The organism is Snodgrassella alvi, from assembly GCF_040741455.2.
Lineage (GTDB): Bacteria > Pseudomonadota > Gammaproteobacteria > Burkholderiales > Neisseriaceae > Snodgrassella > Snodgrassella alvi_E.
In genome coordinates, this window is record NZ_CP160328.2 from 37,999 (window position 1) to 52,499 (window position 14,501).

The window sequence follows — 14,501 nt, forward strand, 5'->3', positions numbered from 1 at the left end:
CATTATTAGTTGGGTATGCCAGTATGTTGCTATGAATTATGGCTGGTAAAAGCTGTACTGGTGTCAAATATTGTTGAGCTCAGATATTGATGTTGATTATTCTCAATTGATGGTTTTATATCTATATTTAAATGTTCAAATTATTAATAGAAAATAATTTTATTTATTTCAGATTTTTTTCAAAAAATATATGTGTTGATTGTATTATTAGAAAAAGGTGAAAGTGTTAATTTTAAATTTCACCTAACTATATTTATGAAATTATAAGGTAAGGGAATTATTACACTTGATAAATTGGTGAAAAAATATATTTCTATTCAGTATATTTGAAAGATAAAGAAGTCAATAACTTTATTCTTATCTTTTCTGATTAGAGAAATTCGGCAGCCAAAAATTAAACCGTATAGGTGGTATCCTATACGGTTTAATCCAAGCTTGATTACTTGCGCATGGTGTCTACAACGTCGATCATGAATTCCATTTCTTCTTCTGATAATGCAGTAAAGCCTTCAGGGAAGTTTAATGCTTTTACAATATTGGCGCCATCGGCGTCATCGGCCATTTTACATAGCACATCTTTCAGAAGTTCAGCGTTGGAAACTGCATCAGGATGATACAGCATAACGTGTGAAACTTCGTTAATACGACTCTTCAATAATACTTTCAGCTGATCTTTGGTGACTGAGTTGAAGCTATCATATACATCAGATTGGATAATTCCTACTTTTGCATGATGCCGAATTACACCTGAGGCAACCATCAGGAAATTATCTTTGCGTTTAATAACTAGTTCATCATCACTCAGATTAGCTGGTTCTAGCAGGCGTAACCCAATGAAATTAGCATCTTCATTATTTGAAAGTGCTAATTCTACAGTTCCTTTCAGATCTTCAATTGCATTGATGTCTGAATCAGCGGCTGCAACGATGACAATTTCGTCTGATTTATTTTTAGGTCTAACGAGCGGTAAATAACCTTGTTCACGTACATAAGTACCAGCAGCAAAAGGGTTAACAAAAAGCATAGATACTTTTTCTTTTTCCTGATGAGCTGTGACTTCATCAAACGAAGGAGGCATGATCAGTGATATATTTTGATCGCTTTTCTTTTGAAGGTAGTTATTGAGCAGATACCAGGTACTGAATTGGTCAGGCAAATAATCAGGTACAACCATTAAACTTAGCATATTATTTTCCTTCCTGTTCAGATTTCAGCATTTCTGCATACTTCGCGCTCATTTCATTTACTTTTTCGCGGCTCGGTTTGCGGCGGATTGAGCTATAGCCGATAACTTTGCCCTGACGCAGGTTGGGAATAACAGTTGCATATACCCAGTAATGACCACCGTCTTTGCGCAGGTTTTTGACATAGCCATACCAGCGTTCTTTTCTTTGCAAGGTAGCCCACATGTCGGCAAAGGGTGCTTTGGGCATATCTGGATGACGTAATAGGCAGTGCGGCGCGCCGATAATTTCATCACGGGTCCAACCACTGATATCAACAAATACATCATTGGCATGTGTAATGATACCGTCAAGATCAGTACGGGATACAATCAATGCGCCATCAGGATAGGGAAATTCCTGATTGGTAACATATACTGTGGATTCCCCTTCTTGCTGATAATGTTTGATTTTATACTCTGTAGATTCGCTCTGAGGTTTTGGCTGAATCCAACGACTCATATCCATGTTAATTTGTCCTTCAATTTGGTTTAATCTGGTGAAGAATGAGTGTGCTTAATGTAAGCATTTCAGTGTTATTATGTTTTTGTAGCAGCTCTGTCTGTTTTGATGTTATACGTCAATTGCTGCTGAAAACTTCTGAATATGCTTTTCGGGGACAGAGTAATCTTCGCCCGATGTTTATATGCTATGCTTTAATCTAAAGGATGCTTAAAGATATTAAACTTTCTGTCATACAGTAAAACCGGTTTTTGCTTATATGAATTTGCCTGACAGCGATCAATCCTGTTTATGAAACCGGATTTGAACAATTCTGAAAGATTAAACCAAATTTTCAGTGTTGTGCTGATTACAAAAACCGTTTTGGATATACCATTTATTTTGCATGTATGGCTTTAATTAGGCATGGCACATTTCAGGTTAAGCAAACTGAATATTAACCAAAATGATCAGCTAGTTCTTTCAATGCACGTTTAGCTTCAAACAAAATCAAACCTAATTTTGCTTCATGTGTTGTAGTGATGGTTAACAAGATGGCTTCAGATGCCTGAAACAGCAGCATATAGCCTTTATCTGTATGAATAATAGTATTATCCAAAGAACCTTTTAATACTTCTTTAGCAGAGCGGTTACCCAATGAAAGTAATGCCGCAGCCATGGCGCCGATTCGGTCTTCATCCATGCCACTTTGCAGTGCTGAGGCGATTGGCAGACCGTCAGTAGAAATAACAGCAGAAGATGTAATGTCAGGTGTACTGTTTAGTGTTTTTAATACGCCTTCGATGAAATCATATTTCATGAAAATTCCTCTAAAATTGACTGTAACCGTGTTAATTATAAAGATGGGTGAATTTTTTTGCAAAAAAATGTTATTAAATTTTATCAATTATCTTTATAGATAATTCTTATTTTTATTTTCGATGCATTTTTTTTCTGATTTGACGTTGTATTGAAAGTAATATTCTGTAGTATTTGTTCAGTCTATTTTATTGGTCTTCAGAAACTATTCTTTATTATAACATTATTCTAAATATGGACAGAATGCTGGATTGCTTAAAGAACATTTATTTGATTTAAATCAATATCAGTTTGACTTAAAGTTCAATTTTAAGTTGTGTGACTACTATGTATAAATATAAATTTACATATCTAATTAGCAAATAATATACGACTTTGTTGGCCATATTTTAATTAAACTAATATTAAATAAAATTTATGTTCATTTATTTTAATGACCTGGTGTTTAGAGTTTGCTTTTACCTTCTGATGAGGGTATGTCTTTATATAGTTTGTGACTCTTGATTTGGTTATGCTGTGAGATATTTTAATTTTGCTAGATTTTGTACGGATTTTAATTCTAAAGTTTTGGGGAGATTTAGTCTGTATTGCATGAAGGTTCTTGCTATACAGAATTTGTTTCAAGTTTTTTATTCGTGATGTAAGTTGAGCATTGTTGAACAGGCTAATTATATTATTTAGCGGTAATGGTGATATATTATTTGACTATTAGCTTAATTCTTATAAATAAAAAAGCATTGATACGTATTTAAACATATAAATGTAACTACAGATTGTTATTTGTTAAGAACCTGTAGTTACATTTATATAAAACTTCATTGCTTACGGATATGCTTTGATACAGAGTCTTATGTATTTAGGTCAAGCCGATATTGGTTATATGGTTAATTATATATCGGTTTCTACTTTGTCTCCTTCTGCTTCCATCCATATGCGTCTGGATGATGCTTCTCCTTTGCCCATTAGTTTAACAAAGATGTTGCGGGTTTCGTTGCTGTCTTCTTCTCTTATCTGTACTTGTAAAAGGAAGCGGGTATCGGGGTTCATGGTGGTGTCTTTAAGCTGATCTGGATTCATTTCTCCCAGACCTTTAAATCGACTGATACTGTAGGCGCTTTCTTTAACCTTTTCGCTTTGCAGTCGATCCAGAATGGTATCTAGTTCTGCCTGATCCTGTGCATAAAGTTTACGCGCTGGTTTATTTTTACCCTGTGCGTTGACATCCACTCTGAATAGAGGCGGCTGGGCTACGTAGATGTGTCCTGCATCAATCAGACGGGGAAAGTGGGTATAAAAGAGGGTAAGTAGTAGTACTTGAATGTGAGCACCGTCTACGTCGGCATCGGATAATATGGCGATTTTGCCGTAGCGAAGGCCGGATAAATCTGGATTATCATTTTTTCCGTGCGGGTCTACGCCAATGGCTACAGAAATATCGTGAATTTCTGCATTGCCAAATAACTGATCGCGATGAATTTCGAAGCTGTTTAATACTTTGCCGCGTAAGGGCAGGATGGCTTGGGTATTTTTATCTCTAGCCAGTTTGGCAGAACCGCCGGCAGAATCTCCTTCGACCAGAAAAAGTTCATTTTCACGTATATCTTCACTTTCACAGTCTGTGAGTTTACCTGGCAAGACGGCTACTCCGGATCCTTTTTTCTTTTCTATTTTTTTGGTTGAGCGCATGCGCGCCTGCGCCTGACGAATGGCCAGTTCGGCTATTTTTTTTCCAGTGTCGATATTTTGGTTCAGCCAGAGCTCAAGCGGATCGCTGCACATAGCTGCCACCAGTTTGAGTGCATCACGGCTGGTGAGTTTGTCTTTGGTTTGTCCCTGAAATTGTGGATCCAGCAGACGGGCGGATAATACAAAAGCGACGCGGGAAAATACATCATCTGATTGAAGTTTTACACCGCGTGGCAGCAGGTTGTGGTGGTTAATGAAATTATTGACGGCGTGAAAGACGGCTTGTTTGAGACCTGCCTCATGTGTGCCGCCAAGGGCTGTGGGTATGAGGTTTACATAGCTTTCACTGGGTGCATTACCTTCTTCTACCCAGCTTAATGCATAAGCTGCACCTTCGCCTTGATTGAAATCTGTGTCATGGTTGGCGCCTAGATAATTTTCACTAGCAAAGATAGGTGTAGCGGTTTGGCTATCTGAGAGGAGATTCAGTAAATAACTTTTTAGGCCATTCGGATAGTGCCAGTTTTGTGTCTGTGCTTCATCTGTACCATTGATATACCGAGTAAGGGTGACGCTGATACCTGGCAGTAATACTGCTTTGGCACGCAATGTGCGTTCAAGTTCAGCTATGTTGTATTGTGGGTTGTCGAAGTAATGACCGTCAGGCCAGATGCGAACTTCTGTTCCACTATCTTTGGAGGTGCATTTGCCAATTTCAGTCAGGGGCTGAATAACTTCTCCAGCTGCAAAGACAATTTGATAAATTTTGCTGTTTCTTTTAACTGTGACTTCTAATCTGGTGGAGAGGGCGTTGGTAACGGAAACGCCGACACCATGTAGCCCGCCAGAGAATGCGTAAGCACCATCACCACTTTTTTTGTTAAATTTACCACCCGCATGAAGCTGGGTAAAAACCAGTTCGACTACGGGAACCTGCTCAGTTGGATGTAATCCAGTTGGTATGCCTCGTCCATTATCCTTTACGGTTACTGAACCATCCTGATTTAGGATTACGTCGATGTTTTGTGCATAACCGCCAAGTGCTTCATCGGCAGCATTATCAATGACTTCCTGAATGATGTGGGTAGGGCTGTCGGTTCTGGTGTACATGCCTGGCCGTTCTTTAACTGGTGCCAGACCTTTGAGTACGGTTACGCTAGATTCATCGTAAGTTATGGATTTGCTCATAATTTATTTCAGACTGGTAGTATTGCCAATATAGAACAAATTACCGTAAAAAATTTAATTTTTCGGTAATTTGTTTTTGTTTTGTGCTGGGATCAGGCAGGTAAATGCCGGCTGAATGACCGGCTTTTATTCAGCCAGTGAATATTTATCATCGTGGTTCTGACGGTTTTGTACGAATTCAGTCCACTCCGGTAGTTGATGCAGAAAACGCGACAATTCGTGCAGTGCATTAAGATAGACATTGCGTTTGAATTCTATCACTTCATCCACTGGTGCCCAGTACTGGTGCCAGCGCCATGCATCAAATTCGGGATGGTGGGTGGCACGCAGGTGGATATCACTTTCCCGTCCAGTCAGACGCAGCAGATACCATATCTGTTTTTGTCCTTTATAGGAGCCTCGCCATTCGCGTTTAATCCAATGTGTGGGAACGTCATAACGTAACCAGTCACGAGTGCGCCCAATGATTTTGACATGATGTGGCAACAGGCCTACTTCTTCCATCAATTCTCGATACATGGCAGCTTCGGGACTTTCTCCCGGTTTGATGCCACCCTGTGGAAACTGCCAAGAATGTTCGTGTACCCGTTTGCCCCAGAAAACCTCATTACGGTCGTTGGTGATGATTATCCCGACATTGGGGCGATAACCTTCTCTGTCTAACATGGTAGTTCGCCCAGAAAATAAACTGAATTTTCGCACAAATCGAGATAGGAAACCAGTTAGGATTGTTTGATGATGAGACAAGGCTATTTGCTTAATTAAATGCTATTGGTATTTTTGTTGGTTTTATATATTAAAGGATTTATCAAACAAGAGTAGAGTAGGTAATATGTTATGTTGATTGTATATTGCAATTGAGTCAGTATTGGATATATTGATTATCCGGATAATTATGAATCAAGCCATATCTGATCAATATGGCTTGTTATGTATTACCTAAGTACTATTACTGGTGCACAGTTTCCAATAGAAGAATATTTTTTTCGTTTTCTTCTGGAATCTGCTCTTTTGTATTAACCGGCTGAGTGTGCTGGTAAAATGCAGCTCGTTTGGCTGCCTGAAAAATTTGTAATCTTCGACGATGTTGCATAGTTAAATCCTTTCTCGCTTGTCGGTGTTGTGCACCAACTGTTGTCATTAATACTTGTTTTACAGGTACTACTATAAGGTGACAATGCTTATGCCTGCATGAATATTATTATTGTTTTTTTAGATAATTTTTGTTTTACTATAAAATATATTAGATATAACAAAAATTTGCAAGACAGTAAAGATGTTCTGTTTGATGATGATAAAAACAGATATGGTCTGAACTTAATGATTTTGAAGATATCAGGCAGCAAAAGCTGCCTGATAAATGTGTAGATAATTAAGAATTAATGTTTTGGTTGGCTGTTGCTGCTATGTCTATTTTGCGGATTGCTGCGCTGACGTCCTGCTTGATTGCCTTGGCGCGAACGGTTGGGCTGTTGCTCATTATTATGGCGACGGCCGGTATTCCAGTTGCCGCTTTTGCCTTGGTTGCCAAATGAACGACGACCTTTATTAGCAAATTTACTCGAACGCTTGCGAGTGGGTTCCATGCCGCTGATGGTATGTTCAGGCAGTTTCCGATTGAGGTAGCGTTCTATTTTGTGAACTTTGATGTACTCGTTCACCTCAGCAAAAGTAATGGCCAAACCGGTGCGACCTGCACGGCCGGTACGTCCTATGCGGTGTACATAATCTTCTGCCTGTTTGGGTAGGTCGTAATTGATTACATGCGTAATAGTAGGTACGTCAATACCTCGTGCAGCTACGTCTGTAGCGACCAGAATTTTAATTCGGCCTTTGCGTAAATCCATCAAGGTGCGGTTTCGCCAGCCCTGGGGCATGTCTCCATGCAGACAGTTAGCAGAAAAACCTTTTTCGTATAGTTCGTCAGCCAGTTGTTCGGACATAGCTTTGGTGGCGGTAAAGATTACTGCTTGATCGATACTGGCATCACGTAACAAATGATCTAGCAGGCGATTTTTATGACGAATATCGTCACAATATAGCAATTGTTCATCGATTTTGCCTTGTTTTTCTTCACGGGCAATATCAATTTTCTGAGGCTGGTTGGTTAGTTTCTGCGCCAGTTTGCCAACCATGCCATCCCATGTGGCTGAGAATAATAGGGTTTGACGTTCGGCAGGAGTGGCTGCGACGATGGTTTCGATGTCATCAATGAAGCCCATGTCTAGCATGCGGTCTGCTTCGTCCAGAATGAGGACTTCCAAACGCCCAAAATCGATGCGTCCCTGACGCATGTGATCCATTAATCGTCCAGGAGTAGCTACAATCAGGTCGATGGGGCGCGCTAAGGCTCGGATTTGTTGTCCGAAAGCGGTGCCTCCCACTAGGGTAACTGTGCGCAGCCAAGGCATATTTTTGCCGTATATCTGAGCATTTTTTTCGACTTGCTGGGCAAGTTCACGTGTGGGCGTTAATACCAGTGCACGCGGGCCTTTGCCGGATTTTTCGCTGCGTTTAAGCAATTTTTGTAACGTTGGCAAAAGAAAAGCAGCTGTTTTGCCTGAACCTGTCTGTGCAGAAACCATTACATCCTGATTATTTAAAACAGCGGGAATAGATTCCAGTTGTACAGGAGTTGGGGTTTCATATCCGGCAGCAGTGAGCGCGCTGGTAATTTGTTTGTCTAAATGTAAATCTGAAAAAGACAATGTCATGGTTTTCCTTTGGTTAAACGACCAACCAAACGTGATAATCTAGTTTATTTTGTTGAAAATAGATTACTGGAAACTGTTGCTAGCTTAAGCCAAGGAGGAAAGTAATATAAAGATAGCAATTGGTTGTCGTTAGCTTGTGTGTGGGTATTTTATACATCGACGACAACCAAGTAGCGAAAGCAATACTGCGGCTAATGGTAGATGGCGTTACATCATAAAAGAGATTCTGGATACGCCGGAATTAACTCAGGTTGTAAACGATGGTTTCAAATTATTCGTTAAATTATAAGTTATTTTGGTTTTTTTAGCAACCTGATGACTGGATGGTTATTTCAAACGCGCTGGGGAGATGGTGGTTTTTTCCGTTACAATGTGGGTATTAGGTTGTTTATGGCAGATATGTAAAGTTTTATTTATGAGTAATGATATAGGTGCTTTTGCTAACCGTCTTGGTAAGAATATTAAACATTTGCGTAAGTGGGCGCAGCGTCAGGGGCTGGAGGCATGGCGGATGTACGACCGTGATATTCCTCAATATCCGTTTGCGGTGGATATTTATAAGGATCAGGTTCATTTGCAGGAATATGATACTGGCTGGCTGATGCAGAAGGCAGAGTATGAGGAATGGCTGGGCGGGGTTATTGAGGCGATAGTGTTCGTTACAGGGCTGCCTGCAGACAATATTCATGTTAAAAGACGGGCGCGCCAGAAAGGTAAAGAGCAGTATGAAAAAACCGGTGCCGAAGGCACAGATTTTGTTATTCATGAATACGAACGTGCTTTTTGGGTAAATCTGGATAAGTATTTAGATACGGGTTTATTTATAGATCATCGTAATACTCGCAGATTAATCGGTAATCTAGCTGAAGGTAAACGTTTTTTGAATTTATTTGCTTATACGGGTAGTTTTACGGTTTATGCGGCCACCGGTGGAGCCATATTGAGTGAAACAGTCGATTTGTCAAATACTTATCTGCAATGGGCGAAACGTAATTTTGAGCTAAATGGATTGGATAGTTTAAAGCATCAGATTGTGCGTGCTGATGTGTTCCTGTATCTGCAGCAGGCAGCTGAACTAAGCAGGCAGTTTGATTTAATTGTAATGGATCCACCGAGTTTTTCTAATAGTAAGAAAATGCGAGATATTCTTGATATTCAGCGGGATCAGGAAAAGTTGATTGATGGGGCGATGCATTTATTGGCGCCACAGGGGGTGTTGTTTTTCTCAAATAATCTGCGGAGTTTCACGTTGAATGCTGGTTTGCATCAACGCTACAGCATTCGGGATATTTCTGCAAATACTGTACCTGATGATTTTCGCAATACCCGCATTCACCAGTGTTGGGAGATCAGGCATCGATAATTTCTGGGTTATGATTACGGGAGGTGATAATGATTGGCAATATACAATTCAAGCAAATTTTGATTTTGATGAGTATGCTGTGTTGTCCAGCTTTGACCGAAGCAGCGGTCATATATCATTCCGGTCATGGTGAACGCGATATCATTGTTGATTTGCCTATTTCACGAACCACTACGATTAATAAAACGGTACATATTGATGCCCCTGCTGGCGCAACTGTGATTTATACTGATACGCCCGTATATCCTGCTGCTCTGCCTTATCCAGATTATCCTGAAGGTTTACCTTATCCGCCTGTTTATCCTGTTTCTTCCAGTATCAGCTTGCGTCCGCTCAATAGTGTATGTTTGCGTACGAAAAGCATGGCTTCGGTATGGCAGCCTGTTTTGCTTGAAACTTGTACGGCTGGAGAAATCAGTGAGGCTATGTATTTCCATCAGGGAAAAGTATGGCTGAACAATCGTTGCCTTGCTGTTAAAAATCATGATGTTGGAGTCGTTTCTTGTACGCAAAGTAGAAGAAATAACTGGCTACTAACGGGACGCCAGCTTCGAGATAGGGATAGTAAATTATGTGTGGATGGGGCTAACGGCTCTTTGCAATTACAACCCTGTAGTGATGTTTCTAGTCAGCAATTTCATTAAAACTATGAATAAATTGGGAATTGATTAAATGTATTTTGGGTTTGTGGTATCTAATTAGATGACTGTTGACTGCTCTGTTTAACTAATTTTGAATTTAAATTGATGGATTATAACTGGTCATTTGTGTTTGATTTTGTAATCAAGAATTGATTTATGTTAACATAATTGAAGGTAATATTATTTTTGGGTTTACTTAATTTTATTTTTCGATTGGTTAAGGTAATTTATTTAAAGAATTTTATTTTTTTATTTAAAAATTCTGAGATTTGGCTGATATGAAGGTTTTTTGCAACCTATCTGGCTGCTAAGTGCATTAATTACTATTATTATTTGCATAGTTTGTATATTGATTTGCTGACAGGTAAATTAGACACTGAGTAAGTTTAAGATCTCAATGCGATTAGCTGTTTTGGCATAAGATTATTTTAAAATGATATTGTTTGTATTCTGAGGGTTGTTCTATACCGTTATGTCTTGTTTTTCTTCCTGTATTCTGCCACCTTCAATGCTGGGCATTATGGGCGGTGGCCAGTTAGGGGCAATGTTTACAGTTGCTGCTAAAACAATGGGTTATCAGGTGATGGTATGGGATCCTGATCCTGAAGCTCCTGCTGCTCAATTTGCTGATGTGCATTTGTGCGCTGCTTTTGATGATTCTAAAGCTTTACAGGCTATGGCTGAATGTGCGGCGGTAACGACGGAATTTGAAAATGTCAATGCTCAGTCTATGCGCTGGTTGGCACAATATACAGTTGTGTCTCCCTCTGGTGAATGTGTGGCTATTGCACAAGACAGGCAGCAGGAAAAGGAATGGATTGCTAAAGCTGGGCTGAAAACGGTACCTTATCGTGTTGTTTGTGCTGAATCTGATATTGATAGCCATGTTGAAGAATTATTACCAGGAATACTGAAGACGGCGACGCTGGGCTATGATGGTAAAGGTCAGATAGCGGTTAGCACAATTGCTGAATTGAAGTCTGCTTTTGTCAAATTAGGGCAGGTGCGCTGTGTGCTGGAAAAAAAAGTAGATTTGCGTGCGGAAATTTCGGTGGTAGTGGCACGGCTTGATGAAGAGTACACGGTGTGTTTTCCGGTTGCAGAAAACCAGCATGAAAATGGTATTTTGGCATATTCGCTGGTACCGGCTAGACTACCTCTTTCAGTTTTACAGCAGGCTGAGCAGATGGCATGCCGGCTGGCTCAGGCCATGGAATATAGAGGGGTCATGGCAGTTGAGATGTTTGTTGTGGGCAGCAAGATGCAGCTGGTAGTGAATGAAGTGGCGCCTCGGCCGCATAATTCGGGCCATTTTAGTATGGATGCCTGTATTTCGGACCAGTTTCAGCAACAGGTAAGGATAATGTGTGGTTTAAAACCGGCTGCTGCTGATTTGTTACAGCCTTGCTGTATGGCCAATATTCTTGGTGATGTATGGCCGCCGCAAACTGAGCCGAACTGGTCTGTCGTGCTGAATCATGCAACGGCATTTTTACATCTGTATGGTAAAAAACAAGTCCGTCCGAGTCGCAAGATGGGACATTTTACTGTTCTTGCGCAGGATTCTGAGCAGGCCTTGCAAATGGCTCGCGCTCTTCATCTGCGTTTGCAATCTGGTGCTCAAGAATTTTGCTCGACTGATGTTAATTTATCCTGATGATTTGGGCTAAAGGATAATACCTTGGAACTGAAAAGCTTTAAGTGGCGGCCTTTGGTATGGCTGTCACATGGCTGGAAGATGCTGGGCTATGTTTTGCCGATGGCTCTTGCTTGTGCCGGTATCACCGGCTTGCCCATTTCTATGGCTCTGGCCAGTTTGTTGTGTGCACTATTGTGCTGCCTTCTTTTTGGTGGCCGTAATAAAGTATTGCTGACGCCCGCACCGTTTTCAGCTTTGATGCTTACCGCATCAATAGCTTACTATGCCGGTGCGGTGTCGGATCGGCTTATGGTAGCGAGTATGCTGACTCTGTTTACTGGAGGCTGGTTAGTATTGCTGACTGTGATTCTGCCACGGCATTGTATGAACTGGATTGCCCGTCCGGTGTGGCACGGTATCGGAATGGGGATTTCCTTGACTCTGATGGTGATGCTGGCACCGATTATTCTTGGTGTGGCCGCCAATAATAGCTCATGGCTGGAGCAATGGGTGCTACTGCTAAACTGGCATAGCTGGAACTGGCCGAGCGTGGTGCTGGCTGCTCTTTCTCTTGCTTTACTGCTGTTTTGGCGAACGCAATCTCAGCCGAAAGCTTTGTGGGTGTTGCTGTTGGTATGGATGCTCAGCCATATTTGGCCGTTTACATTGCTGGGTGTGGCTACTCCGGTACAGCAAAACTGGCAAGTTTGGATGCAAGTGAGTCAAGTACATGCAGACTGGGCTTTGCTGGTATTTATGAGTGCTACGATTGCTTTATTGATTAATGTAGAAATTTGCCAATATTTACCAGATCGTTTCCGGTACAGCACTGGTTTGACTGGTTTGACTAATATTCTGTCTGCGCTGACTGGCGGTATGGTGGCCAGTGTGGGTTATGTAGATGATCAGGCTCTGCGATTAACCCGTTCGACGTTGTTGACTGCGCTGGTGATATTGTTACTGATCTATTGCTGGTCATGGTGGCGTGCGGTTCCGCTGCCAGTGCTGGCCGTAATTGCGCTGTATGCAATCTGCGTGCAGATAAACTGGAGTGAGTTGCGCTTGTATTATCGCCAATGGGGTGATTTGTTATGGTTGTGTGTTTCTGCGCTGCTGATTGTGTTGTTTGGTATCTGTGCCGGTTTATGGCTGATTATTTCTTTAGGCTTGATTGTGATGTGCTGGCATACTATTCGTCTGCGAGCATGGCCGTTGTTGCTGCCTGAAGTGCAGATTGTGGTACAGGAAGCTGTTATTACGCTGCCACAGATTTTGCTGTTTGCTAATGCCAGTAGCTTACTCCATCGAAGTTTTGATTTGGTTCGGACATTGAAAGTACAAAAGGTTTATCTGGATGTTAGTGCAGGCTGTCATACTGATGTGACGGTATTTGTCCATTTGCAGGTGTTGGCACGTAACCTGCATCAGCAAGGTAAAACTTTATATATCTGTGGCCTGAGTGAAGCAGCATGTATGGTGCTAACGACTAAAAAATTGGATTATTTGCTGCCTGAGCAATTGAGTACGCGTGATGCTGAATCTTTATTGATCAGCCCAAGCTATGCTGGTGAGCCTGTAACAGTATGAATTCGGTTGTGATACGGGGCTGAGTTGCGATTGTGTGGGTTTGTAAGTAACCAAGTTTTATAACAAAGGAATAGAAATAGAATGAGTAAATTTTGGAGTGAGAATACTAAAAGGTTGCAGCCTTATGTACCCGGTGAGCAGCCTAAATTTTCTAATCTGGTTAAACTGAACACTAATGAGAATCCATTTGCACCATCACCTTTGGTGTTACAAGCAATGTATGACGCAATAAATGGGGATTTGCGTTTATACCCTGATCCGAATGCAGATAATCTTAAGCAGACTGTGGCAGACTACTATGGTTTGCAAAAATCGCAAGTGTTTGTGGGAAATGGCTCTGATGAGGTGTTGGCACACGCTTTTGCAGCTTTTTTTCAAGGTAAACAGCAGTTGTTAATGCCCGATGTTAGCTATAGCTTTTATCCAGTGTATTGTCAGTTGTATGATGTGAAACCGCGTGTGATACCACTGGATGCGCAGTTTGCCATTAATTCGGCAGATTACGCTGGGGCAGTGGCGGGTGTGATTTTTCCAAACCCGAATGCACCTACCGGCTGTATTCTACCGCTCGCAATGATTGAAAAGATATTGCAAGCTAATCCTGAATGTGTGGTGCTGGTAGATGAAGCTTATATTGATTTTGGTGGTGTCTCTGCGGTGAAGTTGATTGCAGATTATCCTAATCTACTCGTAGTGCAGACATTATCTAAGTCACGGTCGCTAGCTGGTATGCGGGTTGGTCTGGCATTGGGGCAGGCTGAATTGATTGAAGGGCTAGAGCGAGTAAAAAACAGTTTTAATTCCTATCCGCTGGATCGTGTGGCACAGGCGGCGGCTATTGCTGCCTTCAAGGATGATGGCTATTTTCGTTCTACTTGTAAAAAAGTCATCGATAACCGTATCTGGCTGACTGAACAATTACGGCACCTGGGTTTTGAAGTCTTACCTTCTTATGCCAATTTTGTATTTGCTTGTCACGTAGAAAAAGCTGCCGAGGAGATTGCTGTCTTTTTGCGTCAGCATGGTGTGGTGGTGCGCCATTTTCAACAGGCTAGGATTGATAATTTTTTGCGTATCAGTATTGGGACAGTTGAGCAACAGCAGCGTCTAATAGCGGTGCTGAAAGAATTATTGATGAAATAATAATAATAATTAAAAATATTAATTTATTATTTGGGTATTGGCTATTTCAGGCAGTTC

At 41.1% G+C, this 14,501-nt stretch carries 12 protein-coding genes; 5 read left to right on the top strand and 7 right to left on the bottom strand.

Annotated elements, in window-relative coordinates:
- Positions 1-439 precede the first annotated feature (439 nt).
- From ABU615_RS00180 to ABU615_RS00210, 7 genes are all read right to left on the bottom strand, one after another.
- Positions 440-1,186, bottom strand: a complete 747-nt coding sequence (locus ABU615_RS00180; RefSeq protein WP_267390128.1) for a phosphate/phosphite/phosphonate ABC transporter substrate-binding protein — start codon at positions 1,184-1,186, stop codon at positions 440-442.
- A gap of 1 nt (position 1,187) precedes the next feature.
- Complete coding sequence (locus tag ABU615_RS00185; RefSeq protein WP_370388963.1) at positions 1,188-1,691, bottom strand: PAS domain-containing protein; 504 nt, start codon at positions 1,689-1,691, stop codon at positions 1,188-1,190.
- A gap of 430 nt (positions 1,692-2,121) precedes the next feature.
- A complete protein-coding gene (locus tag ABU615_RS00190) occupies positions 2,122-2,484 on the bottom strand; it encodes a roadblock/LC7 domain-containing protein (RefSeq protein WP_100139998.1) in 363 nt (120 codons plus the stop codon).
- 887 nt (positions 2,485-3,371) lie between these two features.
- A complete protein-coding gene (locus ABU615_RS00195; protein WP_370388964.1) occupies positions 3,372-5,357 on the bottom strand; it encodes a DNA topoisomerase IV subunit B in 1,986 nt (661 codons plus the stop codon).
- Positions 5,358-5,483: 126 nt separating this feature from the next.
- On the bottom strand, positions 5,484-6,023 hold the full coding sequence (locus ABU615_RS00200) for an RNA pyrophosphohydrolase (protein ID WP_267390132.1): 540 nt from the start codon (positions 6,021-6,023) through the stop codon (positions 5,484-5,486).
- A gap of 283 nt (positions 6,024-6,306) precedes the next feature.
- A complete protein-coding gene (locus ABU615_RS00205) occupies positions 6,307-6,498 on the bottom strand; it encodes a hypothetical protein (protein ID WP_367421922.1) in 192 nt (63 codons plus the stop codon).
- A 238-nt stretch (positions 6,499-6,736) separates the two neighbouring features.
- The gene (locus ABU615_RS00210) at positions 6,737-8,071 is read right to left on the bottom strand and encodes a DEAD/DEAH box helicase (RefSeq protein ID WP_370388965.1); all 1,335 of its coding nucleotides are present in this window, start codon (positions 8,069-8,071) and stop codon (positions 6,737-6,739) included.
- A gap of 415 nt (positions 8,072-8,486) precedes the next feature.
- Here ABU615_RS00210 and ABU615_RS00215 point away from each other — a divergent pair, with 415 nt between their 5' ends.
- From ABU615_RS00215 to hisC, 5 genes are all read left to right on the top strand, one after another.
- The gene (locus ABU615_RS00215; protein WP_367488811.1) at positions 8,487-9,434 is read left to right on the top strand and encodes a class I SAM-dependent methyltransferase; all 948 of its coding nucleotides are present in this window, start codon (positions 8,487-8,489) and stop codon (positions 9,432-9,434) included.
- Positions 9,435-9,463: 29 nt separating this feature from the next.
- Positions 9,464-10,078, top strand: coding sequence for a ricin-type beta-trefoil lectin domain protein (locus tag ABU615_RS00220; protein WP_267408074.1), 615 nt, complete (start codon positions 9,464-9,466; stop codon positions 10,076-10,078).
- Positions 10,079-10,547: 469 nt separating this feature from the next.
- Positions 10,548-11,732: a 5-(carboxyamino)imidazole ribonucleotide synthase gene (locus ABU615_RS00225; RefSeq protein ID WP_370388966.1), complete on the top strand. Its 1,185-nt coding sequence runs from the start codon at positions 10,548-10,550 to the stop codon at positions 11,730-11,732.
- 24 nt (positions 11,733-11,756) lie between these two features.
- Positions 11,757-13,301, top strand: coding sequence for a SulP family inorganic anion transporter (locus tag ABU615_RS00230; protein WP_267390139.1), 1,545 nt, complete (start codon positions 11,757-11,759; stop codon positions 13,299-13,301).
- Positions 13,302-13,382: 81 nt separating this feature from the next.
- Positions 13,383-14,444, top strand: coding sequence for a histidinol-phosphate transaminase (gene hisC, locus ABU615_RS00235; RefSeq protein WP_370388967.1), 1,062 nt, complete (start codon positions 13,383-13,385; stop codon positions 14,442-14,444).
- Positions 14,445-14,501 lie beyond the last annotated feature (57 nt).